General features: G+C 68.3%; 23 protein-coding genes. 13 read left to right on the forward strand and 10 right to left on the reverse strand.

The features are described 5' to 3' along the window. The first annotated feature begins 69 nt into the window (after positions 1–69). Positions 70–612, forward strand: coding sequence for a TetR/AcrR family transcriptional regulator (locus ACQI46_RS03695; protein WP_427092565.1), 543 nt, complete (start codon positions 70–72; stop codon positions 610–612). Next, entirely contained in the window at positions 609–2,198 is a 1,590-nt protein-coding gene (locus tag ACQI46_RS03700) for an MFS transporter (RefSeq protein ID WP_427092566.1), read from the forward strand. The genes ACQI46_RS03695 and ACQI46_RS03700 overlap by 4 nt, the downstream gene beginning before the upstream one ends. Here ACQI46_RS03700 and ACQI46_RS03705 read toward each other — a convergent pair. From ACQI46_RS03705 to clpB, 5 genes are all read right to left on the reverse strand, one after another. Then, positions 2,082–2,732: a TrmH family RNA methyltransferase gene (locus ACQI46_RS03705; protein ID WP_427092567.1), complete on the reverse strand. Its 651-nt coding sequence runs from the start codon at positions 2,730–2,732 to the stop codon at positions 2,082–2,084. The genes ACQI46_RS03700 and ACQI46_RS03705 overlap by 117 nt on opposite strands. Further along, the gene (locus ACQI46_RS03710) at positions 2,719–3,585 is read right to left on the reverse strand and encodes a hypothetical protein (protein WP_427092801.1); all 867 of its coding nucleotides are present in this window, start codon (positions 3,583–3,585) and stop codon (positions 2,719–2,721) included. The genes ACQI46_RS03705 and ACQI46_RS03710 overlap by 14 nt, the downstream gene beginning before the upstream one ends. A 36-nt stretch (positions 3,586–3,621) precedes the next feature. After that, positions 3,622–4,398, reverse strand: a complete 777-nt coding sequence (locus ACQI46_RS03715; protein ID WP_427092568.1) for an SDR family NAD(P)-dependent oxidoreductase — start codon at positions 4,396–4,398, stop codon at positions 3,622–3,624. Positions 4,399–4,412: 14 nt separating this feature from the next. After that, positions 4,413–5,234, reverse strand: coding sequence for a trehalose monomycolate transport factor TtfA (gene ttfA, locus ACQI46_RS03720; RefSeq protein WP_427092569.1), 822 nt, complete (start codon positions 5,232–5,234; stop codon positions 4,413–4,415). A gap of 193 nt (positions 5,235–5,427) precedes the next feature. After that, positions 5,428–7,974 carry an ATP-dependent chaperone ClpB gene (gene clpB / locus ACQI46_RS03725; protein ID WP_427092570.1) on the reverse strand — a complete coding sequence of 849 codons (2,547 nt, stop codon included), beginning with the start codon at positions 7,972–7,974 and terminating at the stop codon, positions 5,428–5,430. 199 nt (positions 7,975–8,173) lie between these two features. Here clpB and ACQI46_RS03730 point away from each other — a divergent pair, with 199 nt between their 5' ends. From ACQI46_RS03730 to ACQI46_RS03755, 6 genes are all read left to right on the forward strand, one after another. Then, on the forward strand, positions 8,174–8,797 hold the full coding sequence (locus ACQI46_RS03730; RefSeq protein ID WP_427092802.1) for a hypothetical protein: 624 nt from the start codon (positions 8,174–8,176) through the stop codon (positions 8,795–8,797). Between the two features lie 186 nt (positions 8,798–8,983). Further along, positions 8,984–10,492 (forward strand): sodium:solute symporter family protein, encoded by a 1,509-nt coding sequence (locus tag ACQI46_RS03735; protein WP_427092571.1) that lies wholly within the window; start codon positions 8,984–8,986, stop codon positions 10,490–10,492. Then, complete coding sequence (locus ACQI46_RS03740; RefSeq protein ID WP_427092572.1) at positions 10,489–10,815, forward strand: hypothetical protein; 327 nt, start codon at positions 10,489–10,491, stop codon at positions 10,813–10,815. Before ACQI46_RS03735 ends, ACQI46_RS03740 begins: the two co-directional genes overlap by 4 nt. A gap of 5 nt (positions 10,816–10,820) precedes the next feature. Continuing rightward, entirely contained in the window at positions 10,821–12,140 is a 1,320-nt protein-coding gene (locus ACQI46_RS03745; RefSeq protein WP_427092803.1) for an LLM class flavin-dependent oxidoreductase, read from the forward strand. 49 nt (positions 12,141–12,189) lie between these two features. After that, entirely contained in the window at positions 12,190–13,473 is a 1,284-nt protein-coding gene (locus tag ACQI46_RS03750) for an LLM class flavin-dependent oxidoreductase (protein WP_427092804.1), read from the forward strand. A gap of 31 nt (positions 13,474–13,504) precedes the next feature. Beyond that, complete coding sequence (locus ACQI46_RS03755) at positions 13,505–14,176, forward strand: GAP family protein (RefSeq protein WP_427092573.1); 672 nt, start codon at positions 13,505–13,507, stop codon at positions 14,174–14,176. On the opposite strand, the gene ACQI46_RS03760 is transcribed toward ACQI46_RS03755, so the two are convergent. Then, positions 14,171–14,809: a TetR family transcriptional regulator gene (locus ACQI46_RS03760; protein WP_427092574.1), complete on the reverse strand. Its 639-nt coding sequence runs from the start codon at positions 14,807–14,809 to the stop codon at positions 14,171–14,173. The genes ACQI46_RS03755 and ACQI46_RS03760 overlap by 6 nt on opposite strands. 98 nt (positions 14,810–14,907) lie before the next feature. Between ACQI46_RS03760 and ACQI46_RS03765 the strand changes: the two genes are divergently transcribed. From ACQI46_RS03765 to ACQI46_RS03775, 3 genes are read left to right on the forward strand one after another with little or no spacing between them, the layout of a single operon-like run. Next, entirely contained in the window at positions 14,908–15,909 is a 1,002-nt protein-coding gene (locus ACQI46_RS03765) for an ABC transporter permease (RefSeq protein WP_427092575.1), read from the forward strand. Between the two features lie 14 nt (positions 15,910–15,923). Continuing rightward, positions 15,924–17,090 carry an FAD-binding oxidoreductase gene (locus tag ACQI46_RS03770; protein ID WP_427092576.1) on the forward strand — a complete coding sequence of 389 codons (1,167 nt, stop codon included), beginning with the start codon at positions 15,924–15,926 and terminating at the stop codon, positions 17,088–17,090. Positions 17,091–17,118: 28 nt separating this feature from the next. After that, positions 17,119–18,021, forward strand: coding sequence for an aldose 1-epimerase (locus ACQI46_RS03775; protein WP_427092577.1), 903 nt, complete (start codon positions 17,119–17,121; stop codon positions 18,019–18,021). A gap of 86 nt (positions 18,022–18,107) precedes the next feature. On the opposite strand, the gene ACQI46_RS03780 is transcribed toward ACQI46_RS03775, so the two are convergent. Genes ACQI46_RS03780 through dnaK form a run of 4 tightly spaced genes read right to left on the reverse strand, consistent with a single transcriptional unit; the run spans position 18,108 to position 22,183 of the window. Then, on the reverse strand, positions 18,108–18,485 hold the full coding sequence (locus tag ACQI46_RS03780; protein WP_427092578.1) for a heat shock protein transcriptional repressor HspR: 378 nt from the start codon (positions 18,483–18,485) through the stop codon (positions 18,108–18,110). Then, positions 18,485–19,663, reverse strand: a complete 1,179-nt coding sequence (gene dnaJ / locus ACQI46_RS03785) for a molecular chaperone DnaJ (RefSeq protein ID WP_427092579.1) — start codon at positions 19,661–19,663, stop codon at positions 18,485–18,487. Before dnaJ ends, ACQI46_RS03780 begins: the two co-directional genes overlap by 1 nt. 40 nt (positions 19,664–19,703) lie before the next feature. After that, positions 19,704–20,327 (reverse strand): nucleotide exchange factor GrpE, encoded by a 624-nt coding sequence (grpE, locus tag ACQI46_RS03790; RefSeq protein WP_427092580.1) that lies wholly within the window; start codon positions 20,325–20,327, stop codon positions 19,704–19,706. Then, positions 20,324–22,183, reverse strand: coding sequence for a molecular chaperone DnaK (gene dnaK / locus ACQI46_RS03795; protein WP_427092581.1), 1,860 nt, complete (start codon positions 22,181–22,183; stop codon positions 20,324–20,326). Before dnaK ends, grpE begins: the two co-directional genes overlap by 4 nt. Positions 22,184–22,496: 313 nt before the next feature. Here dnaK and ACQI46_RS03800 point away from each other — a divergent pair, with 313 nt between their 5' ends. Both ACQI46_RS03800 and ACQI46_RS03805 read left to right on the forward strand, forming a co-directional pair. Further along, positions 22,497–23,039, forward strand: a complete 543-nt coding sequence (locus ACQI46_RS03800) for a hypothetical protein (protein ID WP_427092582.1) — start codon at positions 22,497–22,499, stop codon at positions 23,037–23,039. Positions 23,040–23,101: 62 nt separating this feature from the next. Further along, positions 23,102–23,725, forward strand: coding sequence for a TIGR03085 family metal-binding protein (locus ACQI46_RS03805; protein ID WP_427092583.1), 624 nt, complete (start codon positions 23,102–23,104; stop codon positions 23,723–23,725). Positions 23,726–23,727 lie beyond the last annotated feature (2 nt).

Consider the following 23,727-nt stretch of genomic DNA (forward strand, 5'->3'; position numbering starts at 1 on the left):
CGCTGGTTCGGTGGCTGGTCACGCGGTCCGGATGAGACGTTTTTGTCTCATTCGGTCTATTCTCGTCTCATGGCCGTCGGGCGTGAACACCTGTTGCGGGCTGCGGCGGACTTCCTGGGCCGCCGCCCCAACGCCACGCTGGACGAGATCGCCACCGCCGTCGGGGTCAGCCGAGCCACCCTGCACCGCCACTTCGCGGGCAAGCCGGCGCTGCTGGCCGCGCTCGACGAGTTCGCGATCGCCGAGATGCGCCGCGCACTAGACAGCGCGGACCTGCACAGTGGCTCGGCCACCGACGCATTGCGCCGACTCGTTGCGGCCTGTGAACCGGTGGCACCGTTCCTGGCCCTGCTGTACAGCCAGGCTCAGGAGCTCGACGTCGAGGATTGGCTGCAGGGCTGGGCCGAGGCCGACGCCGCCGTCAGCGCTCTCTTCGAGCGCGGTCAGCGCAGCGGCGAGTTCCGCCCCGACATGTCGGCGGCCTGGCTGACCGAGGCGTTCTACAACCTGGTGGCCGGAGCCGGGTGGGCCATCCAGAACGGCCGGGTGGCCGCCCGCGACTTCCACCACATGATCGTCGAGCTACTGCTGAACGGAGTGCACACCGCATGACCCGCCGATGGGCCGCGTTGAGCGTCCTCACGCTGGCAGTCCTGCTCATCGGCATCGATGGCACCGTGCTGGCCTTGGCGACCCCGTTCATCAGTCGCGACCTGGACGCCACGGGCACCGAGATCCTCTGGATCGGCGACATCTATTCGTTCGTGCTCGCGAGCATGTTGATCAGCATGGGCAGCCTGGGCGACCGGATCGGCCACCGACGGCTCCTGCTGTGTGGGGCAGTCGGATTCGCCGGCGTGTCCGCGCTGACCGCCTACGCACCGAGCGCCGAACTGCTGATCGCCGGCCGCGCCCTGCAGGGCGTCGCGGGGGCGACACTGGCTCCGGCCACGCTGGCCCTGCTCCGCGGCATCTTCAGCGACCCCCGGGAACGCTCCCTGGCCGTGGGAATCTGGGCCGCGGCCTTCTCCGCCGGTGCCGCCCTGGGTCCGGTCGTGGGCGGGGTGCTGCTCGAACACTTCTGGTGGGGCTCGGTGTTCCTGATCAACGTGCCCGTGATGCTGGTGCTGCTGATCGGCGGCCTGATCCTGGTGCCCGAGCACCGGGATCCTCAACCAGGGCCGTGGGACCTGCCGTCGGTGGGGTTGTCGATGGTCGGCATCCTCGCGGTGGTCTACGCAGTCAAAGAGGTCGCCGCGCACGGTCTGAGCGCAGAAGTGGCGGCTGCCGCTGTCGTCGGTGTCGGGGCCCTGGTCTGGTTCGTACGGCGCCAGCTGCACCTGCCCAGTCCGCTGATCGATGTCCGGCTGTTCGCCAATCGCGCGTTCTCCGGGGTGGTGGGCGCGAATCTGCTCACGGTGCTGGGGCTTTCGGGCCTGGTGTTCTTCCTGTCCCAGTTCTTCCAACTGGTCAAGGGATACGGCCCGCTGCAGGCCGGCCTGGCCGAGCTGCCTGCCGCGGTGACCGCCACGGTCTTCGGCGTGCTGGCCGGCCTGGCGCTGCGTTGGTTCACTCCCCGCGCGGTGCTGACCTCCGGGCTGGCGATGGTCGCAGTGGCGATGGCCACGCTGGCACTGATCCGCCCCGACACCTCCTACCTGCCCCTGGGCGTGGCCTTGTTCTTCGTCGGTGTCGGACTGGGCCTGGCGTTCACCGTCGCCAGCGACGCCATCCTCGCCAGCGTGCCGAAAGAGCGCGCCGGAGCTGCTGCCGCGGTGTCGGAGACCGCGTACGAACTCGGGATGGCGCTCGGGATCGCCACCCTCGGCTCCATCGTCACCGCCGTCTACCGCGGGCTCACGATGCCTGCCGGCGTCCCGGCCGACGTCGCCGCCCACGCCCGGGAATCGTTGGCAGCCGCGACGCAGGAGGCCGCTAAACTGCCTGAGGTGCAGGCAGAACCGCTGCTGGCCGCGGCCCGGGAAGCATTCACCAGCGGGTTGTCGATCGCCGCGGGCGCCGGGGCGGCGTTGATGCTCGTGTCGGCGGTGGCGGTGTGGGTGTTGTTGCGCGACAACCGGTTACCAGGCGGCGCCGAGGTCGGCGTGCTGAGCGATCCAGGCGTGCATGGCGATGCCGGCGGCGACGGCGGCATTGATGCTACGGGTGGAACCGAACTGCGCGATCGAAACCGTTGACGCCGCACCGATTTTCGCGTCCTCGGTGATACCGGGGCCCTCCTGGCCGAAGATCATCAGACAGGCCCGCGGCAGGGCGGTCCGCTCGATCCGGGCCGCACCCGGGACGTTGTCCACAGCGACCACCGTCAACCCCTCCTGCTGAGCGTAGGCCAGGAGCTCAGCGGTGGTGTCGTGGTGACGCAGCCGTTGATAGCGGTCGGTGACCATGGCGCCCCGGCGGTTCCAGCGGCGACGCCCCACGATGTGGACGGTGTCCACGGCGAACGCGTTGGCGGTGCGCACCACCGCACCGATGTTCGCGTCGTTGCCGAAGTTCTCGATCGCGATGTGGAGTGGGTGCCGTCTGGTGTCGATGTCGGCGACGATCGCCTCGCGTGTCCAGTACCGGTAGGCGTCGACGACGTTGCGGGAGTCCCCGTCGCGCAACAGATCCGGATCAAGGCGCGGATCGTCGGGTAACGCGCCTTGCCAAGGCCCGACACCGTTGCCCTCGCCCCACTCGGTGGGACCGGGAAGATCAGCGTCGCTCATCGAGCGTCCACAGCCCGGCGCGGGTGCCGACCACCGACACGGTGGCGTACAGCAGCGCCTGATTGATCTCCCCCTGGGTACACAGAGAAGCATTGAGTTGCACAGCATCTCGAGAGGCCTCCGGCAGCACCAGCACCGACGATCCGTAGGTGCTGCACGCGCGGCTGAGTCCACGCCCGGGCAGAGTGGGGCCGACCAGAATCATCAACGGTCCACCACGGGAAGCGGACTCGTCGCGGTAGCGTTCGGCCACCCCCTCAGCCTGCAGACCCATCAGCATGTAGCCCTGCCCTTCGAACGCGGTCGGATCCCCCAGCGCGGGCGGCTCGATCCGGGCTCCGTCGGCGCGGAACGCGTCCAGGCTGGTGGTGCGCAGGTTCAGGCCGGTGTCGTTGTCGCCGGTCGGCAGCAGTCCGACGGGAAACGCCGCCGGGTAGGCCACGGTGCTGCCGGGAATCCGCTCGCGTGGCGAATACGCGTACACACCGCGCACCTGGGACTGGTCGCGCAGCGGGCCGAGGCACACGGTGCCGGTGATCCGGTCGGGCGTCGCCGTCACCGGCTGCACGCCCAGGTCGGTCACGTCCTCGCAGCTGCCCACCGCCGGCGCCTCGATGGGATGCGCCAGCGCGCCGTAGAGACCGAAGCGGACGTCCTCGGGCTTGGTGGGGGTCGAATCCTCCTGTGCCGGCGCGGCATCCACGTCGACGAGGACGTGGTCGGCGTCGAATCGCAGGTTGGCCACCGACATGTTCCAGCCGAGAATCGCCAACGCCTCCCCGACTGTCGCGCGCGCAGCGCCGTAGACGTCGGACGGCGCGTCGTCACCCGAGCAGGCGGCGGCCACCAGCATGACCGTCGCCAGGATCGCGATTACCCGCACCGGATCTCAGGTTCGGTCACGGCCCTTGCCCACGACTTTGGTCAACGCGCGCACCAGGTTTCGCGGCACCATACGTCCGGCGGTGGTCAACACCTTGTACTGCACACCCGGGATGATGACGACCTTGCCGCCGGCCACACCGGCCATCGTCTCGCGGACCACGTCGTCGACTTCGAGCCACAGCACCGACGGCGTTCCGGCCATGTCGATGCCGGCGCGCTGGTGGAACTCGGTGTGCACGAAACCCGGGCACAGCGCGTGGATCCCGACGCCGGTACCGGTCAGACCGTTGGCCAGCCCCTCCGAGAAGGCCACCACCCACGCCTTGGACGCCGAGTAGGTCGACCCGCGGCCGGGCAGCAGACCCGCCACGCTGGCCACGTTCAGCACGGTGCCCCTCCCCGCGGCCAGCATCGCGGGCAGCGCCGCGTGGGTCAGCTGCATGACCGCGGTGACGTTGACGTCGAGCTGCTTCTGCAGCAGCGCATAGTCGGCGGACCAGAATTCACCGGAGGTGCCGAAGCCGGCGTTGTTGACCAGGACGCTCACGCCGTCGCGCAGCCGGTCGGCCACCGTCTGCCGGTCGGCGTCCACCGCGAGGTCGGCGGCCAGCACCTCGGCGGCCACGCCATGGCGCGTGCGCAGTTCGGTGGCCAGGCGGTCGAGACGGTCGGCGTCACGGGCAACGAGCACCAGGTCGTGGCCGTCGGCGGCGTAGCGGCGCGCGAACCCCTCACCCAGCCCGGACGTCGGTCCGGTGATCAGGGCGACGGGGCGGGACATGCCCGTCAGGATATCTATCGCTGATAGTTAGGGGACTGCCGCCCACCGGGCGGCTGCGGCGCGCGGCGGCCGGGATCAGGACGCGGCGGCCCGTAGTTCGGGGGCGGAGGGGGAGGAGGGGGCCCCGGCGGAGGTCCCTCGCCGCGACCGGCCGGCATGGCCGGCGCGCCTGTCAGCGGACGGCTGGGCGATCCGCTGCGGCGGGCGACGGGCGCCGCGGCGCTGGACGGCACCGGGGGCAGTACCCGCAGCAGGTCGTTGAACTGGCGGACCGTGCGCAGACCTTCGTCCCACTGCGCGCGGGTGCTGGTGATCGGCATGCTGACCAGCGTCCAGTTCTGCTCGTTCCACATGATCTCGGCGCAGTCGGGCGCGGTGTGGGCGAACGTCACCATGCGGCGGTCGCAGGCCCGGCGGGCGGCGTCGAGGTTGGTGGAGTAGACCATGCGCGGGCCGATCGCACCCAGCAGCCAGATGTCGCTCTCGCGGGGCTCCTTGATGCCTTTGAGCCGCATGTCCACCACGACGTTGGTGCCGACCTTGCGGTGCAGGGCAATGACGGTGGCCACGTCGTCGAGGTCGAAGATGAAGACCGCTTCGCCACGGATCTGGCCGAGCACGACGTTGCGTGCCGTCACGTCGCCCACGGTGGACATCACGCCGCGCTTCCAGCGCTTGAGGATGTCGGTGGACTCCTGCTCGTAGTCGAAACCGTGCGACTTGGCCCACGACTTGCGGCGACGGCCGAGACCTCGCCGACGGTCGTGGTCGACGTACAACAACACCGCCGCACCCACGAAGCAGAGTGCGGACAGCGTGAACCAAAGCGGAACCATTGCGCCCTAGCCTACTTGCAGGTACGGCAATCTCCAGAACTCGAGCCGGTCACAAGACGGTATCTAGCTCCACTCCCAGGCGCGTGGGGCCCTCGCGAAGCTGGGGACAGTCCGCGAAAGCCCCCAATCTCGCCAGAGAATGGGGGCCTCCGCGTCTGCTCGGCGGGGCTCGGCGGGGCTGATCAGCAAGCGCTCATCCCAGCACCAGCGAGTCGCCGTCCGCACTCAAATTGACAGGCACGATGTCACCGTCGTGCACGTCTCCGGCCAGCAGCATCTTGGCCAGCTGGTCGCCGATGGCCTGCTGGATCAACCGGCGCAGCGGACGCGCGCCGTAGAGCGGGTCGAACCCGCGCTGACCCAGCCACTTCTTCGCCGGCAACGACACCTCCAAGGTCAGTCGGCGCTGCGCCAGGCGCTTGGCCAGCTGCTCGAGCTGGATGTCGACGATCGACACCAGCTCCTCGGGGTTCAGGCCGTCGAAGATGATGACGTCGTCGAGCCGGTTGATGAACTCGGGCTTGAACGCCGAGCGCACCGCCGCCATCACCTGTTCCTCGCTGCCACCGGCACCGAGGTTCGAGGTCAAGATCAAGATGGTGTTGCGGAAGTCCACCGTGCGGCCCTGACCGTCGGTCAGCCGGCCCTCGTCGAGGACCTGCAGCAGCACGTCGAACACGTCCGGGTGGGCCTTCTCGATCTCGTCGAACAGGATCACCGTGTACGGACGCCGCCGCACCGCCTCGGTCAGCTGACCGCCCTGGTCATAACCGATGTAGCCCGGAGGAGCACCGACCAGGCGAGCCACCGAGTGCTTCTCGCCGTACTCGCTCATGTCGATGCGCACCATCGCGCGCTCGTCGTCGAACAGGAACTCCGCCAGCGCCTTGGCCAGCTCGGTCTTACCGACACCCGTCGGGCCCAGGAACATGAACGAGCCCGTGGGCCGGTTCGGGTCGGCCACCCCGGCGCGGCTGCGGCGGACGGCGTCGGAGACCGCGGTCACCGCGCGCCGCTGCCCGACGACGCGCTTGCCCAGCTCGTCCTCCATGCGGAGCAGCTTGGCGGTCTCGCCTTCGAGCATGCGACCGGCGGGGATCCCGGTCCACGCCGACACCACCTCGGCGATGTCGTCGGGACCGACCTCTTCCTTGAGCATCACGTCCTCACGCGCCTCAGCGTGCGGCAGCGCGGCCTCGAGCTTCTTCTCCACCTCGGGAATGCGCCCGTACCGCAGCTCGGCCACGCGTTCGTAGTTGCCGTCGCGTTCGGCGCGATCGGCCTCGCCGCGCAGCGACTCGAGCTGTTCCTTGAGCTCACGCACACTTTCGATGGCGCTCTTCTCGTTCTGCCACCGGGTCGTGAGCTCCGAGAGTTTCTCCTTGTAGTCGGCCAGCTCGCCGCGCAGCTTGTCCAGCCGCTCCTTGGAGGCCTCGTCCTCTTCCTTGGACAGCGCCATCTCCTCGATCTCGAGACGGCGGACCAGCCGCTCGACCTCGTCGATCTCGACGGGCCGGGAGTCGATCTCCATGCGCAGCCGTGACGCGGCCTCGTCGACCAGGTCGATCGCCTTGTCCGGCAGGAACCGGGAGGTGATGTAGCGGTCGGACAGCGTCGCCGCGGAGACCAGCGCGGAGTCGGTGATCCGCACACCGTGGTGCACCTCGTAGCGCTCCTTGAGGCCACGCAGGATGCCGACGGTGTCCTCGACCGAGGGCTCACCGACGAGCACCTGCTGGAAGCGGCGCTCCAGGGCGGCGTCCTTCTCGATGTACTTGCGGTATTCGTCGAGCGTGGTCGCACCGACCAGCCGCAGCTCACCGCGGGCCAGCATCGGCTTGATCATGTTGCCCGCGTCCATCGCCGACTCACCGGTCGCGCCGGCGCCGACGATGGTGTGCAACTCGTCGATGAACGTGATGATCTGGCCGGCTGAGTTCTTGATGTCGTCCAGCACGGCCTTGAGGCGTTCTTCGAACTCGCCGCGGTACTTGGCGCCGGCGACCATCGACCCGAGGTCCAGGGACACGACCGTCTTGTCGCGCAGGCTTTCCGGCACGTCGCCGGCGACGATGCGCTGGGCCAGGCCCTCGACGATCGCGGTCTTGCCGACGCCGGGCTCACCGATGAGCACCGGGTTGTTCTTGGTGCGACGACTCAACACCTGCACCACGCGGCGGATCTCGGTGTCGCGACCGATGACCGGGTCGAGCTTGCCCTCGCGGGCCCGCGCGGTCAGATCGGTGGAGTACTTCTCCAGCGCCTGGTAGCTGCCTTCGGGGTCGGGGCTGGTGACGCGCGCGCTGCCGCGCACCTTCACGAAGGCCTCGCGCAGCGCCTGCGGTGACGCTCCGTGGCCGGTCAGGACCTTGGCGACGTCGGTGTCATTGCTGGCCAAGCCCACCATTACGTGTTCGGTGGAGACGTATTCGTCGTCCATCTCGGTGGCCAGGTGCTGGGCCGCGGTCATGGCCGACAGCGCCTCCCGCGACAGCTGCGGCTGCGTGCTGGCGCCGGTGGCGCTGGGCAGCCGGTCGAGCAGCCGTTGGGTCTCGCCGCGAATGGTCGAGGGGTCGACGCCGACGGCCTCGAGCAGCGGCGCGGCGATGCCGTCGTTCTGCGTCAGCAGGGCCATCAACAGATGCGCGGGGGTGATTTGCGGGTTGCCCGCGGCCGCCGCGGCCTGCAGCGCCGACGTCAATGCCGCCTGAGTCTTGGTCGTCGGGTTGAACGAGTCCACGACAGCTTCCTTTCGTTCTTGCCGAAGGACGCTGAGCCGCCCTTCGAAAAATGCTTGTCGCCTTACTCAACGCAGTCAAGGTTGAGTGTGTTCCGCTCAAGTCTGGTCATTTTTACCAGACCACGCCGGGCGGACACGAACGCCATGACCGTATTTCCATGGGTAACCGGGTTAACGTCCTCCTATGTCCGACCCCGGCATGTCCGATTCCGGCTTCGGCGACTTCGAGTTCGAACGAAAGTTCTTCGTCGGCGACATGCCCGCCGTCGCCGCGTCCGACCCCAGCCCGTCCCTGATCGCGCAGGCCTATCTGTTCGCCGCCGACGGCTACGCCGTCCGGGTGCGGCTGCAGGGCCCGGCCCCTGCCGACCTCCAAGGCAGCCCCGCTGAGCTGGTCGCCGCACTCGGCGACGACACCATCGGCACCATGACGGCGAAAGGTCCGGCCGCCGGCGGCACCCGCTACGAGGCCGAACGCGAGATCGATCCGCTCGTGGCCGGACAGATCGTCGCGCGCGCCGAGCACGTCGTACTCAAGGTCCGTTCGTCGGTCTGGCTCGGCGAGGACGGCTGGATCATCGATCGCTTCCTGGCCGGCAACGCGCCGCTGGTGTTGGCCGAGGTGGAACGCAACGGGCCGGTGGTCGACCTGCCGATCCCGTCGTTCTGCCGCACCGAGGTGTCCGAGGACGACCGTTTCCGCAACGAGTACCTGGCGTACCACCCGTTCGGCACGTGGGCCGACGACTACCGCCGCGAACTCGACCTCGCCGGCCCGCGATTCGTCGAGAGTCTGGGCCAGAACCGGTTCGACGGAACCTAGCCGCCGCGCCGGGAGAGTTGCACTCAGGCTGAGCTGAACCCTTTGCGTGCGCAATCAGTCCGCACAAGATGACGTAGCCACGCCCTGTGGCGGGAGCGCTGCTTTCGCGCGCGCCCCTCCCTCCACCCGCCCGGCCGGGCCGCTGCCCCGGCCCGTCATGGCGCTTTCCCTCGCCGAGGAGTACTCGTGTTCCACCCGTCGGATCTGTCGCCCGGCCTCGGGTTCGCCCTGATGTTGGGGTTGGGCGCATTCATGTTCGTGGTCGCTTTCACCGTCCGCTCGATGGTGAAGAACACCCACGATTTCGTCATCGCCGACAGGCGCATCGGTTTCGGCTTCGGGGTCGGCTCGGTGATCGCGGTGTGGACGTGGTCGATGGCGGTGATGATGTCCTCGGCACAGGCCTTCACGTTCGGCACGTCGGGCTTGCTCTGGTTCGTGGTGCCCAATGGCCTTGCGGTCATGGTGATGGTGCCGTTCGCGCTGCGCCTGCGCCGCCAGATGCCGGCCGGCTACACGATCGTCGAGTTCATCCGCGAGCGCTTCCAGAACAAGCCCGCCACCACGGTGATGCTGGTCGCGATGCTGCTCGGCCTGCTCGCCGAGATCTTCATCAACCTGTTCGGTGTGGTCCTGGTGATGGGCGTGATCTTCGGCATCAACCCCACGGTGGTGCTGATCGTGACGCTGGCGACCGTCACCGTCTACTCCTACTTCGGCGGGTTGTGGACGTCGGCGATCACCGCGACGTTCAACACCCTGCTCATCACGGTGCCCGCGGCAATCGTGGTGCTCTACGTGCTGCAGAAGGTCGGTGGACCGGCCCTGGTCTTCCAGAAAGTCGATGCAGCAGGGGTGAATACGCTCGACGCGTTCGACGGTCAGGCCGCGGCGGCGTTCGGGATCTCGCTGGCACTGGGCCTGCTGGCCTCGACGATGGCCGACCAGACGTTCTGGCAGAAGGCGTGGGCGCTCAAGCCGGCGACCGCGGGCCGCACCTTCGTCTGGGCCGGCATGTGGTTCTATCCGATCCCGATCGTGCTGGGTCTGCTCGGCCTGATCGGTCTCGGATTCGGGGTCACGGTCGGCGATCTCGGGGCTGCAGGGCCCGGAGGTATCGGACCGTACGTCATCAGCCACCTCGGTCTGCCGATCGTCTTGATCGCGCTTTACGTACTGATCATCCTCAACGCCTGCTACTCGTCGATCGACGGTGCGTTCTCGGCGCTGTCGTCGGTTGTGGCTGTCGACATCCTCAAGCGCGCGAAGCGCGACATCGCACCGAAGTCGTTGTTCCGCTACACCAAAGCCTCGATCCTGGTCGCCGGGGTGGTCGGTGGCATCGTGGTCAGCTCCGGCATCGACTATGTCGATCTGGTGAACACCGTGTACTTCCTCAAGGCTGCGTTGATCATCCCGTTGGGCCTGGCCATCTTCTGGAAACGAATGACCTCGACGGCGTTCGTGGCGAGCCTCGTGCTGGCCATCGCCATCGGCTATCCCGTCCGTGAGTTCGTCGGCGAACTCCCCGGCATCATCACCTTGGAGGCGATTTCTCTCGTGGCTGCAGTCGGTATCAGTCTGCTGTCCAACCAGCGCTTCGACTACGGCTCGCTCAAGAGCCGGGGCGAAGTACTGACCGGACGCGACGTTCCTCTCGTCGCCCCGACTGCGGAACCGGATCCGGTCCGATGACCGCGTTCTGGCTCGCCGTCGTGGCCGGCGTCGTGGTCGCCGCGGCCTACGTGACCCTGGGCGTGCAGGCGTTCTTCCGGGTGCGACGAGATCTGTTGACGCCGAACGAATCCGAAGCGGCCGGGGAGATCGACATCACCGGCCTCGAGGACGACACCCGTTCGTTCACCTGGAAGGCGCTCGGTGCGGTGGTGACCTCGACGACGGTGATCGTGCTGCTGGGGGTGAGCCCGGTGTTCTGGTATCTGCCCGCGGTTCTCGCGGTCGGCTCGGCAGTAGCGGTGGTATCGGCGTTCCTCATCGACCGGAAAGTGCAAGCGTGACCAAGATCGTGAAGAAGAAAGCTCATCTGCTGGGGTTTGTCCAGCACGGTGTGATGAACCATGCGTCGACGATGTGGGCGCACCCGCGCGACAAGGTCGGCTATCACTGGTCGCGCCCGGAGTTCTGGCGCGATCTGGGCCGCACCATGGAACGCGGCCTGTTCGATGCGATGTTCATCGCCGACGAGCTGGCGCCGTACACCACCTACAAGGGCAGCTCGGATCCGGTGGTCAAGTACGCCGGGCAGTGCCCGGTGCACGAACCGGCCACGTTGGTGCCGATCATCGGGGCGTTCACCAAGCATCTCGGCATCGGCATCACGTTGTCGACGTCGTTCGTGCCGCCGTACATGATGGCCCGGCACCTCTCGACGCTCGATCACCTCACCAACGGCCGGGTGGGCTGGAACATCGTCACCTCGTACTCCAAGAGCGAGTTCCAGGCGATGGGCAAAGACAACCTGACCCCGCGCGACAAACGCTACGAAGTGGTCGAGGAATACATGCAGATCCTCTACCAGCTCTGGGACTCCTGGGACGACGACGCCATCGTCTACGACCGGGAGAACGGCGTCTTCGCCGACCCGACCAAAGTCCGCGAGATCGACTTCCAGGGCGAGTTCTTCAAATCCAAAGGCCGCCACTTCGTGGCTCCCTCCCCGCAGAAACGCCCCGTGTTCTGGCAGGCCGGGTCCTCCGAACAGGGCCGTGACTTCGCTTCCAAACACGCCGAATCGGTGTTCGGCATCTTCCCCACTCCCAAGAGCATGCGCGCCTACGCCGAGGACATCCGCACCCGCGCCGACGACCACGGCCGCGACCCCGAATCGGTCAAACTCATCTACGGCCTGCAGACCGTCATCGACCGCGACAAGTCCCGCGCCAACGACCGCTACGCCGAGTTCGTCGAGAACGTCCAGATCGAAAGCGCCCTCGGAATCCTTTCGGGGCACACCGGTTTCGACTTCTCCACCCTCGGACTCGACGACAACGTCGTCGACGCCGACGTCCAAGGCATCCGCGGCCTGTTCGACGCCATCCTGGAAGCCAAGGACGGCGCCCCGGTCACCGTGCGCGAAGCCGCACAAATCTACGGCGTGTCCATGGGCGCACCCGTGGCCGTGGGCACCCCCGCCGATGTGGCCGACCAGATGGAGCAGTACCTCGACGAGGGCGGCTGCAACGGCTTCATGATGCTGGCCACCGACACCCCGGGATGCTTCAACGACATGACCGAACTGCTGGTCCCCGAACTGCAACGCCGCGGCCGCTTCCGCACCCGCTACCCCGGCACCACCCTGCGCGAAAGCCTGCAGGAGTACTGAGCTCTTGGCGCACCGAAAGACCCGCCGCGCAGCCCATTTCCTGGCGTTCATGCAGCACGGGGTGAGCAGTCATTCCGTGGGCATGTGGCGACACCCGCAGGACAAGATCGGTTGGGACTACGCGTCCCCGCCCTACTGGGAGCATCTGGCCCGCACTCTGGAGCGCGGCCTGTTCGACGCGGTGTTCCTGGCTGACGAGCTGGCCCCGTACAACTCATTCGAGGACAGCTCCGATGCCACTGTGCGGTATGCGGTGCAGGCGCCGACGCACGAGCCGGCGGCGCTGACGCCGATCATCACCGGGGCCACAACGCATCTCGGAGTGGGACTGACACTGTCCACGGCATTCGAGCATCCGTACTCGATGGCGCGGCGGCTCTCGACCTTCGACCACCTCTCCGGCGGGCGGGTCGCGTGGAACATCGTCGGCTCGTACTCGCCGTCGGAGTTCGCAGCGTACGGGCAGGAGATGCCGGACCGCGCCGTACGGTATGAGCGCATCGCGGAGTACGTGGACCTGTGCTGCCAACTGTGGGACTCGTGGCAGCCCGACGCGGTGGTCGCCGACCGCGAGACCGGAATCTACGCTCATCCCGAGAAGATCGGCGAGGTCGTCTTCGAGGGCAGGTACTTCCGTTGTCGGGCGCGGCATTTCGTCGCTCCGTCCCCGCAGGGTCGTCCAGTCCTGTGGCAGGCCGGCGCCAGCGAGCCCGGCCGACAGTTCGCCGCGTCCACAGCGGAGGCGATCTTCGCGATACAACCCACGGTGACCACGATGCGCGCCTATTCCGACGACATGCGGGCGCGGGTGACAGCGGCCGGACGCGACCCGGAGTCGGTCAAGCTCTACTACGGCGCGCAGGTCATCATCGGCGAGACCGAGGGCCAGGCCCACGAGAAGGCCGAGTTCCTGCGATCGCTGTTACGACCGGAAGCGTCGCTGGCGATGTTGTCGGGGCAGTTGGGGGTGGACTTCTCGACCGTCGATCCGGCCACGCCGCTCGACGAGGTTGCCGTTCCGGGCATTCAGGGGGTCAAGGATGCGCTGGTCGCCAGCGGCGCCGGCGGACAGGTCACGGTGGCCGAGGCGGCGGACACCTACGCGTTCCGGTTCTCGATGCCCCAGGTGATCGGGACCCCGTCGACGGTGGCCGATCAGCTGGAGGTGTTCCTCGACGACGGGGGTGCCGACGGTTTCATGCTGCTGGCCACCTACACGCCAGGATGTTTCGAGGAGTTCGTCGATCTCGTCGTCCCTGAGTTGCAGCGCCGCGGACGTTACCGCACGGCCTATCCCGGCCGGACGCTTCGCGAGAACATCCGCAATGACTGACTGAAACCGGTCCCCCTGCTAGGTTTTCCGCGTGTCGGGTACCTGGGGATCGATTCTGACCGAGCTGATACCGCTGGGATTGGTCATCGCGTTGTCGCCGCTGACGATCATTCCTGCGGTGCTGGTGTTGCACAGTCCGCGCCCGGCACCGACGGGTCTGGCGTTCCTCTTCGGCTGGCTGGTGGGACTGACCGCGTTGACCAGCGCGTTCCTCGCGGCGTCCAACCTCATCGGCGGCGTCGGCGAGCACCCGCCCGGCTGGGCGTCCTGGCTGCGGATAGTGGTCGGTTCCGCGCTGATCGCGCTGGGGATCTACCGCTGGGTCAAGCGCAAGAGTTCCGAGCACATGCCGGCCTGGATGTCCCGGATGAGCAGGCTCACACCGGCCAAGGCGGCCGTGACCGCCGCCGCGCTGACGGTGGTCAACCCGAAGGTGTTGTTCCTCTGCACGGCAGCGGGTCTGGCGATCGGTTCGGCCGGCATCACCTCACCGGCGATCTGGGGCGCGGTGGCGTGGTTCGTGGCGGTCGCGGGTTGCACTGTCGCCGTGCCGATCCTGGCGGCCGCGCTGTCGCGCGGTCGTCTCGATGACGTCCTCGACCGGCTCCGCGCGTGGATGGAGCGTCAGCACGCCGCGCTGGTCGCCGCCATCCTCGTGGTCATCGGCTTGTTGGTGTTGTACAAGGGAATTCACGCGCTATAGGTCAGGCAGGCCGAGCTCGGCCGCGTCGGCGGTCAGGTAGCGGGTGACCGTCGGCGCCACCAGCCGCACGACATCCTCGGTCGCCAACTCCGACAACGGCGGCACCCCGATCAGGTAGCGCAGCATCGCGGTACCCACCAGGCTGCTGGCCGCCAGCGTCGCCCGCAGCCGGGCCTGCTCGTCGCCGCCGAGCACACCGGACACCGCGGTCAGCACGTAGTTGCGCATGAAGCTGCGAAACGCGTCGCGGGCATGGTCGTTCGACGTCGCCGAGGCGAGCATCGCGCGCATGGTGGCCGCGCTCTCGGACGCCTCCCAGATGCCGAGGTAGGTGCGCACCATGCGGGTCCCGATGTCGGGCTCGTCCCCGTCGGCACCGGTCAGTGCGGCGACCAGCACCTCGGGGTTGATGATCAGGCTCAGCGAGTCGCGGAACAGCTGCTCCTTGGAGCCGAACAGGTAGAGCACCATCGACGGGTCGACGTGCGCGTCGCGGGCGATCGCCCGCAGCGTGGTCTTGTCGTATCCGTCCTGCGCGAAGCGCTTCTGCGCCGCGGCCAGCACCGCCTCGCGGGACACCGGTACCCCCTGCCGGCGCCCCCGACGCTTCTCCGTTTTCCCTGCTGACGGCATACGCTGACCCTAACATTTCAATAGTCGTTGAAAACTTCCACGTGACGGCTTACTCTCAGTTCAGCCGTTAATTCAACGCCCAATGAAAAGAGGTCGCCATGACCGCCACCCAACACCGCACTCCCGCCGCGGCACACGCGCCCGGGGTGCGCGCCGCCGCCGTCGTCGGCGTCCTGACCGTGCTGATCGCGCTGGTCGCGATTGCGTTCGCACTGCCCGCCGCCCGATCCGGCCCGCACGACGTGCCCATCGGCGCGGCCGGCCCGCAGGCTGCCGGGGGTCAGGTCGCGCAGATGCTCGAGCAGAAGGCGCCCGGCGCGTTCGCGCTGTCCTATTTCCCCGGCGAGGAAGCGCTGCGCGACGCCATCGCCGACCGCGAGGCCTACGGCGGCCTCGTGCTGCCCGACCGTCCGGGTGCGACGCCGACGATGCTGATCGCCACGGGCGCCAGCCCCGCCGTGGCTCAGCTCCTCACACAGCTCGGCACCAGGATCGGCGCCGAGCTCGGCGCCCCGGTGCCCATCGAGGACGTCGCCCCGCCGACCGCCGACGATCCGCGCGGCGCCGGGCTGGCCGCCTCGGCGCTGCCGATCACACTCGCCGGCATCCTGCCGGCCGTCGCCCTCCTGCTGGCCCTGCCGGGGCGGCACGTCCTGCAGCTGGGCAGCGCGGTCGCCTTCGCCGTCGTCGGCGCCGTCACCCTGGCTGCGCTGCTGCGTTTCGTGTTGGGCTCGTTCGACCAGAACTTCTGGGCCGTGACGGCGGCACTGGCGCTCGGCATCGCTGCGGCGCTGTTGTTCCTGCTGGGACTCGGTGCGGTGTTCGGGCGTCTCGGGCTCGCCGCAGGGGCGCTGCTGGCGGTCCTGGTCGGCAACCCGCTGTCCGGCCTGACCAGCGCACCGGAGATGCTGCCCGCCGGTTGGGGTGACCTCGGCCAGCTGCTGCCCCAAGGTGCGACCGCCACGCTGCTGCGGTCTGCGGCCGCATTCGGCGGCCTCGGTGCCCCGACGTCGATCCTCGTGTTGAGCTGCTGGGCTGTGGCCGGCATCGCATTGATCGGAGTCGCCGCCCTTCGAACCGCCGACTCCCGCTCGCGGTGACCTAGTATCTGCGCGTGGGTCTCGAAGACAAGGAGTCGATGCGCATCCTGCGCGATGCGCTCGACCCCGCATCGGGAGCTGACACGCTGATCGCCGACATGTACACCCGCTGGTTCGCCGCGGACCTGTCTGCGCGGGACCTCTTCCCACCGGACATGGCCACCCAGCGCAAGGCCTTCGCCCACGCGCTGTCGTGGCTGTGTGACGAACTGATCGCCCAGCGCGCCGAGGAACCCGTCGGTTTCCTCGCGCAACTCGGCCGCGACCATCGCAAATACGGTGTGACGCAGCAGCACTACGCCACCCTGCAGGACGCCATGCTGGGCAGCCTGCGTTCGGCGCTCGCCGAGTACTGGGACCGCCGCCTCGCCGAAGCCGTCACCGACGTCGTCACACTGATCACCGGGGTGATGAGCGGCGCCGCGGACGCGGAGACCACGCCGCCGTTCTGCGACGGGACGGTCCTCGAGCATCTGCGGGTGAGCCGGGACGTCTCGGTGATCCGACTGAAGATGGACCACCCGCTGAACTATCACGCCGGCCAGTACGTGCCGGTGCAGGTTCCGCAGTGGCCGCGACGGTGGCGCTATCTGAGCCCGTCGATCCCCGCCGATCCGGCGGGCTACGTCGAGTTCCACGTCCGCTCGGTGCCGGGCGGAATGGTCAGTACGGCCATCGTCGGCGAAACCCAGCCGGGCGATCGGTGGCGCCTGGCCAACCCGCACGGAGCCTTGGACGTCGACCGCGACGACGGCGACGTGCTGATGGTCGCCGGACGCACCGGCCTCGCGCCACTGCGCGCGCTCATCATGGACATGACCCGGTACACCGAGAACCCGCGGGTGCACCTGTTCTTCGGCGCCAAATACCCGTGCGAGCTCTATGACCTGTGCACGCTGTGGGAGATCGCGTCGACCAACCCGTGGCTGTCGGTCACGCCCGTCAGTGAGCTGAACTTCGACCCGCCCTGGGCTCGCGAGTACCCCGACGTCACCCCGCCGCGGGGGCTGCACGTCCGCCAGATCGGGACGCTGCCCGAGGTGGTCACGCAGTACGGCAGCTGGGGCGACCGGCAGATCCTGATCTGCGGCGGACCACAGATGGTGACGAGCACCAAGGCGGCGCTGGTGGCCAAAGGTGCGCCTGCCGAACGCATCCGCCACGATCCGCTGGCCAACTGAGGGCCGTTCCGTGGCAGGATCGGACGTCATGGACGAGTTCGAGACCGTCACGCTGCGCGACCCGTCATCTCCGTTGACGGCGACCTACGTTCCGGTCGCCGGCATGGTGGCCACCTCGCTGTCCGACGACGGGGTCGAGCTGCTCGGCCAGCGACGCGGACTGCAGGCGTACGTCTCGAACCACAAGACCATGGGCATCCCGATCCTCTACCCGTGGGCCAACCGGCTGAGCAGCAACGGTTACGGCGTCGACGGCGCGGTGGTGACGCTGACGCCCGGCACCGGCGGAGTGCGCACCGATCAGCACGGGGTGCCGATCCACGGCACGTTGGGCGGCTACCGCGACTGGACGGTCACCGAGCAGACGGAGTCGAAGCTGTGCGCCGAACTGGACTTCGCGGCTCGGCCGGCGCTGCTGGCGACGTTCCCATTCCCGCACCTGCTGCGGCTGGAGATCACGCTGAGCGACCGCACGCTCACGGTCAAGACCACGGTCACCGCGACCACCGGGTCCCGGGTGCCGTTGTGCTTCGGATTCCACCCGTACTTCCAACTGCCGGGGGTGCCGCGCGCGCAGTGGCAGATCGAGACACCGGCGATGCGCTACCAGCCGGTGAACGCCTGGGGCATCCCCACCGGCCGGGTCGAGCAGCGGCCCGCGTCCACAGAAGTGTTGGGCGACAAGTTCATCGACGACGGCTACGACGAGGTCGCGCCCGGTTCGGTCTTCTCGCTCTCCGGTGGTGGCCGCCGTATCGACGTCCACTTCGACGAGGGCTTCACCGCGGCGCAGGTCTACGCCCCCGGTGACGACGACGTCGTGTGCTTCGAGCCGATGGCTGCCGCGACGGATGCGCTGCGGCGCGGCGGTTACCGCGAGGTCGCGCCGGGTGAATCCGCGGTGGCGCAGTTCCGCATCAAGGTCGCCTGACCTCTCTCCCCCTCCCGCCGAAATTGCATTCCACGCGCGTCAAATCGCGACTTGACGCGCGTGGAATGCAATTTCGGCGCCGTGCTTCAACGTTTGTTGCGCGGCTGCCACACCACCAGGGCGGTGCTCTTGGCGCGCGGCTGAGCGCGCAGGTGCTCGACCTCCTCGGTGAGCTCCCGGACCCGCGACTGCAGCGCCTCGACCTGGTTGGTCAGCTCGATGATGCGCTTGATGCCGGCGAGGTTGACGCCTTCGTCCTGCGACAACCGCTGCACCTCGCGCAGCAGTTCGACGTCGCGTTTCGAATACCGCCGTCCCCCACCGGAACTGCGCTGCGGGCTGACCAGACCGAGCCGGTCGTATGTGCGCAGCGTCTGCGCGTGCATACCGGCCAACTCGGCGGCCACCGAGATCAGGAACGTCCGAGCGTCATCCGCCCGATCGGACCCGCGATCGACGCTCATCACGCACCGACCCATCCGGCCCGCGGGTCGAACCCACTCGCTCGTTCGGCCTTGGCGTAGGCCTCCAGCGCTTCGGCCGCCTCGCCCTCGAGATTCGGCGGCACCGCGACCTTCACGGTGACCAGCAGGTCGCCATGGCCGCCCGAGCGCTTCGGCACGCCCCGTCCACGGACCCGGAGGATGCGGCCGTCGGAGGTGCCCTTGGGCACCCGCACACCGACCTTGCCCTCCAGCGTGGGCACCGAAAGCGTTGTGCCCAAAGCCAACTCGTGGAAACTGACCGGCACGGTGACGGTCAGATCGTCGCCGTTGCGGCCGAAGACCTTGTCCGGGCGCACGTGCACGGTGACATACAGGTCACCCGACGGAGCCCCGCGGAGCCCGGCCTCGCCCTGTCCGGCCAGCCGGATGCGCTGACCGTCCTCGACGCCCGGCGGTATCCGCACGTTGATGGTGCGGGTCCGGGTGGTCACACCGGTGCCTTTGCACTCGTCGCAGGGGTTCTCGATGATCGAGCCGCTGCCCCGGCACTCGGTGCACGGTTCGGAGAACCCGAACGCGCCCTGGTTGCGGCTGACGACGCCGGCGCCGTTGCAGTTCGGGCACACCTTCGGGCTGGTACCCGGGCGCGCACCGCTGCCGTGACAGTTGGTACACGGCGCCGGGCTGGTGAGCCGCAGCGGCATCGCCACGCCCTTGGTGGCCTCGAGGAAGCTCAGCTCGGTCTCGGTCTCGAGGTCGTTGCCCCGCCGCGGCCGGCTCGGCCGCGGCTGTTGGGCGCCGCGACCGAACAGCCCACCGAACAGATCCCCGATGTTCGCGCCGCCGGTCTGGCCGGCTGCGTCGAACAGATCGTTGAGGTTGAACTCCTGGCCGTTCGCCGCCCCGAACCCGCCGAAATTGCCCCCACCGCCGAACCGGCCCCGACCGAACCCGCCGCCGGCGAACAGGCGGCGGGTCTCGTCGTACTCCTTGCGCTTGGCCGGATCGGTCAGCACCTCTTTGGCTTCCGAGGCCGCCTTGTAGCGTTCCTCGGCCACGGTGTTGCCCGGGTTACGGTCCGGGTGATTCTCGGCGAGGATCTTGCGGGCTGCCCGCTTGATCTCGTCTTGGCTGGCGTCAGAGGCGACGCCGAGCTCCTTGTAGAAGTCCTTCTCAACCCACTCCCGCTGGGCCATATCGGGTCACCTCCTCACCTTCCTGTCGTGACGTGGGTCGTCAATTCGATTCTGCGGCCTGTTCAGGCACATTTGCTGCATTGTCGGTTCCGGCTGCGTCGGGGACGGTGTCGATCACCCCGACCATCGCGTGGCGCACCACATGCTCGCCGACCCGGTAGCCGCGCCGCATCACGGTGCCGACCACCGGATAGGTGCCGTCACCCTCGTGCTGTACGGCCTCGTGCAACGCCGGGTCGAACGGGTCGCCCTCCTCGCCGAAGGCCGCCAGGCCGAGCCCCTCCAACACGCCGGTCAGCTTGTCCGCGACCGCCTTGAGCGGCCCGGTCTCCAGGTCGCCGTGGCTACGGGCCCGGTCGAGGTCGTCGAGCACGGGCAACAGTTCGGCCAGCGCCGCCGCCTTCGCGCGGTCGGCGATCAGCTGCTGGTCGCGCAGCGCGCGCTTGCGGTAGTTGTCGTACTCCGCCTTGACGCGCTGCAGGGTCGCCTTGAGTTCGTCGACCTCAGCGGTGTTCTCACCGGCCGGCTTGTCGGACGCCTCCGGCGCCGGCCCCGAGGGGGCCGGCCCGGCAGGCGGGGTGTCGCGCACCTGACCGGTCTCGGGATCGATGCGCCGCTTGTCGGTGACGGTGATCGGTTCCTCGTGGTCAGCTGCGTTACTCACTTGCGCTCCTGGTCGTCCTCAACAACTTCGGCGTCAACGACATCGTCATTGCCCGGGGCGGCACCCGCGGCGTCGCCGCCGGCAGCGCCCTGTTCGGCCTGGGTGGCCTCGTAGATCGCCTGGCCCAGGGCCTGGCTCTCCTCGCCGAGCTTCTCCATCGCGGCCTTGATCGCGGCGATGTCGGTGCCCTCGAGCGCCTTCTTGGCGTCGGCGATCGCGCCGTCGACCTTGGTCAGCACATCCTCGGGGACCTTCGATCCACCTTCGGCTTCGCGCTGGTCCTTGACGAACTTCTCGGTCTGGTAGACCAGCGACTCGGCCTGGTTGCGGACGTCAGCCTCTTCGCGACGCTTGCGGTCCTCCTCGGCGTGCGCCTCGGCGTCCTTGATCATCCGGTCGATCTCTTCCTTGGACAGGCCGGAGCCCTCCTGGATCTTGATCGTGTTCTCCTTGCCGGTGCCCTTGTCCTTCGCGGTGACGTGCACGATGCCGTTGGCGTCGATGTCGAAGGTCACCTCGATCTGGGGCACGCCGCGCGGAGCCGGCGGGATACCGGTCAGCTCGAAGCTGCCGAGCAGCTTGTTGTGCGCCGCGATCTCGCGCTCACCCTGATAGACCTGGATCTGCACCGACGGCTGGTTGTCGTCGGCCGTGGTGAAGGTCTCGCTGCGCTTGGTCGGGATGGTGGTGTTGCGCTCGATCAGCTTGGTCATCACGCCGCCCTTGGTCTCGATGCCGAGGCTCAGCGGGGTGACGTCCAGCAGCAGAACGTCCTTGACCTCACCCTTGAGCACGCCGGCCTGCAGCGCGGCGCCCACGGCGACGACCTCGTCGGGGTTGACGCCCTTGTTGGGCTCCTTGCCGCCGGTCATCTCCTTGACCAGGTCGGTGACCGCGGGCATGCGGGTGGAACCACCCACCAGCACGACGTGGTCGATGTCGCCGACGGCGATGCCGGCGTCCTTGACGACCTGCTGGAACGGCTTGCGGGTGCGGTCGAGCAGATCCTGCGTGATGCGCTGGAACTCCGCCCGGGTCAGCTGCTCGTCGAGGAACAGCGGGTTCTTGTCCGCGTCGACGGTGATGTAGGGCAGGTTGATCGAGGTGCTCTGGCTGGAGCTCAGCTCGATCTTGGCCTTCTCGGCGGCTTCGCGGAGCCGCTGCATGGCCATCTTGTCCTTGGTCAGGTCGATGCCCGAGCTGGCCTTGAACTTGTCGACGAGCCACTCGACGATCCGGTCGTCCCAGTCGTCGCCGCCGAGGTGGTTGTCGCCGCTGGTGGCGCGGACCTCGACGACACCGTCGCCGATCTCCAGCAGCGACACGTCGAAGGTGCCGCCACCGAGGTCGAAGACCAGGATGGTCTGTTCCTTCTCGCCCTTGTCCAGGCCGTAGGCCAGGGCGGCTGCGGTCGGTTCGTTGACGATGCGCAGCACGTTCATGCCGGCGATCTGGCCGGCTTCCTTGGTGGCCTGACGCTGGGCGTCGTTGAAGTAGGCCGGGACGGTGATCACCGCGTCGGTGATGTCCTCGCCGAGGTAGCTCTCGGCGTCCCGCTTGAGCTTCATCAACACGCGCGCGCTGATTTCCTGCGGCGTGTACTTCTTGCCGTCGATCTCGATGGACCAGTCCGTGCCGACATGGCGCTTGACCGAGCGGATGGTCCGATCGACGTTGGTCACCGCCTGGTTCTTGGCGGGCTGGCCGACCAGTACCTCGCCGTTGCGCGCGAACGCGACGACCGAGGGCGTGGTCCGCGCCCCCTCGGAGTTGGCGACGACGACGGGGTCGCCACCTTCGAGCACCGAGACGACGGAGTTGGTGGTCCCGAGGTCGATGCCGACCGCACGAGCCATAGTTGCTGCCTCCTGATAGACGTTCTTGGGGTCACGAGTGCGAACACTCTGTTCAGTCTGAGTGCACCGCGCTCAAGCCTGCTCCTCGGGGGGGTCCCCTGTCAACTCATACTTGAGTCTGGTTCACTCAACTGTGGTCTTCAACGGGCCCGCTGGCAACTTTGTTCCCGACTGTCCGGCCAGATTTTCTGGCGCGGAACAGCGTTCCCGGCGGCGCCGAACCGCCGGACCGCGACCGTGATCACGCACCGGCCGACCCCTCACGGCGAGTCACGTCCGTCACAGGCGTCACATCGTGCGTAGGCTCGAAGCGATGAGGAGTGCAGCGGCGGTCGCAGGCGGTCTGGCGCTCGTCGCCGCCCTGGCGGGCTGCCAGTCCACGGTCGAGGGCACCGCGACCCGCGCCGGCGAGCAGCACAGCGAGCCGGCGTTCCCGATACCCCGGCCCACCCGCACCCCGTCACCCCCGCCCACCCCCGCCCCCACGCCGTCGCCGGAACCGACGCGCCCGCCGAGCGGCGAGGTGCTGCGACCGCAGAACGGCTATGTCTTCATCGAGACCAAGTCCGGCAAAACCCGCTGCCAGATCAACACAGCGGAAATCGGCTGCGAGTCGGCGTTCACCGATGCGCCCGAGATCGAGGGCATGCCGGCCAACGGCGTCCGTTTCACCGCCGACGGTCAGCTCGCGTGGGTCCTGGGCAACATCGGCGCGATCCCGGCCGTCACCCTCGATTACCGCACCTACTCCGCGCAGGGCTGGACCGTCGACGCGCGCGAGGACGGGACGACCTTCACCAACGACCGCACCGGCCGCGGCATGATGATCAGCATCGAGGGCGTCGAGACCTTCTGACGTGCCGACGTCCGCGAAACTCGAGTGATTCTCCGGTCGCGCAGGAGGGAACCCCCGAACCCATGACCGTCGCACAGCGCGAACGCGCCGCCCTAGTGTCCTCACTCCGCGACGTCGGCCCCGACGCGCCCACCCTGTGCGAAGGGTGGTCCACCCGGGACTTGGCGGCTCATCTCGTGGTCCGTGAGCGCCGCCTCGACGCTGCACCAGGGATTCTCGTGCCGTTCCTGGCCGGATACACCGAGCGGGTGCAGAACCGGGTGGCGTCGTCGGCGCAGTGGGACCGGCTGGTCGATCAGACAGCGTCGGGACCTCCGCTGTACTCCCCGCTCAAGCCGTTGGACGCGGTGGCCAACGTCGCCGAGTTCTTCATCCACCACGAGGACATCCGCCGCGCGCGGCCCGGATGGGAACCCCGCCCGCTCGACGACCAGACCACTGCGGCGCTGCGTCGCCCGGTGGCCATGATGGCGCGCATGACGTTGCGCAAGGCGCCGGCCACGATCGTGCTCACCACACCAGCCGGTGACACCCTCGGTACGGTCGGACGCGGGCCGGAGATCGTCGTCACCGGAGAACCCGGTGAGTTGCTGATGTTCGTGGCGGGACGCGACGAAGCCCGAGTCGACATCGACGGCCCATCTGATGTGGTGGAGCGGGTGAAGCGCGCCCGCGCCGGACTGTGACC

Origin of the sequence: Mycobacterium sp. SMC-4 (assembly GCF_050205565.1) — a bacterium.
Lineage (GTDB): Bacteria > Actinomycetota > Actinomycetes > Mycobacteriales > Mycobacteriaceae > Mycobacterium.

What these genes read in the sequence shown, in the direction of transcription:
- ACQI46_RS03730 (WP_427092802.1), top strand. Translation starts at nt 8,174, where the DNA reads ATGTCCGATTCCGGCTTCGGCGACTTCGAGTTCGAACGAAAGTTCTTC.
- ACQI46_RS03710 (WP_427092801.1), bottom strand. Translation starts at nt 3,585, where the DNA reads ATGCTGGTGGCCGCCGCCTGCTCGGGTGACGACGCGCCGTCCGACGTC.
- ttfA (WP_427092569.1), bottom strand. Translation starts at nt 5,234, where the DNA reads ATGGTTCCGCTTTGGTTCACGCTGTCCGCACTCTGCTTCGTGGGTGCG.
- dnaJ (WP_427092579.1), bottom strand. Translation starts at nt 19,663, where the DNA reads ATGGCCCAGCGGGAGTGGGTTGAGAAGGACTTCTACAAGGAGCTCGGC.
- ACQI46_RS03780 (WP_427092578.1), bottom strand. Translation starts at nt 18,485, where the DNA reads ATGAGCGTCGATCGCGGGTCCGATCGGGCGGATGACGCTCGGACGTTC.
- ACQI46_RS03695 (WP_427092565.1), top strand. Translation starts at nt 70, where the DNA reads ATGGCCGTCGGGCGTGAACACCTGTTGCGGGCTGCGGCGGACTTCCTG.
- ACQI46_RS03740 (WP_427092572.1), top strand. Translation starts at nt 10,489, where the DNA reads ATGACCGCGTTCTGGCTCGCCGTCGTGGCCGGCGTCGTGGTCGCCGCG.
- ACQI46_RS03750 (WP_427092804.1), top strand. Translation starts at nt 12,190, where the DNA reads ATGCAGCACGGGGTGAGCAGTCATTCCGTGGGCATGTGGCGACACCCG.
- ACQI46_RS03760 (WP_427092574.1), bottom strand. Translation starts at nt 14,809, where the DNA reads ATGCCGTCAGCAGGGAAAACGGAGAAGCGTCGGGGGCGCCGGCAGGGG.
- ACQI46_RS03805 (WP_427092583.1), top strand. Translation starts at nt 23,102, where the DNA reads ATGACCGTCGCACAGCGCGAACGCGCCGCCCTAGTGTCCTCACTCCGC.
- ACQI46_RS03705 (WP_427092567.1), bottom strand. Translation starts at nt 2,732, where the DNA reads ATGAGCGACGCTGATCTTCCCGGTCCCACCGAGTGGGGCGAGGGCAAC.
- ACQI46_RS03700 (WP_427092566.1), top strand. Translation starts at nt 609, where the DNA reads ATGACCCGCCGATGGGCCGCGTTGAGCGTCCTCACGCTGGCAGTCCTG.
- ACQI46_RS03715 (WP_427092568.1), bottom strand. Translation starts at nt 4,398, where the DNA reads ATGTCCCGCCCCGTCGCCCTGATCACCGGACCGACGTCCGGGCTGGGT.
- ACQI46_RS03765 (WP_427092575.1), top strand. Translation starts at nt 14,908, where the DNA reads ATGACCGCCACCCAACACCGCACTCCCGCCGCGGCACACGCGCCCGGG.
- ACQI46_RS03775 (WP_427092577.1), top strand. Translation starts at nt 17,119, where the DNA reads ATGGACGAGTTCGAGACCGTCACGCTGCGCGACCCGTCATCTCCGTTG.
- ACQI46_RS03800 (WP_427092582.1), top strand. Translation starts at nt 22,497, where the DNA reads ATGAGGAGTGCAGCGGCGGTCGCAGGCGGTCTGGCGCTCGTCGCCGCC.
- dnaK (WP_427092581.1), bottom strand. Translation starts at nt 22,183, where the DNA reads ATGGCTCGTGCGGTCGGCATCGACCTCGGGACCACCAACTCCGTCGTC.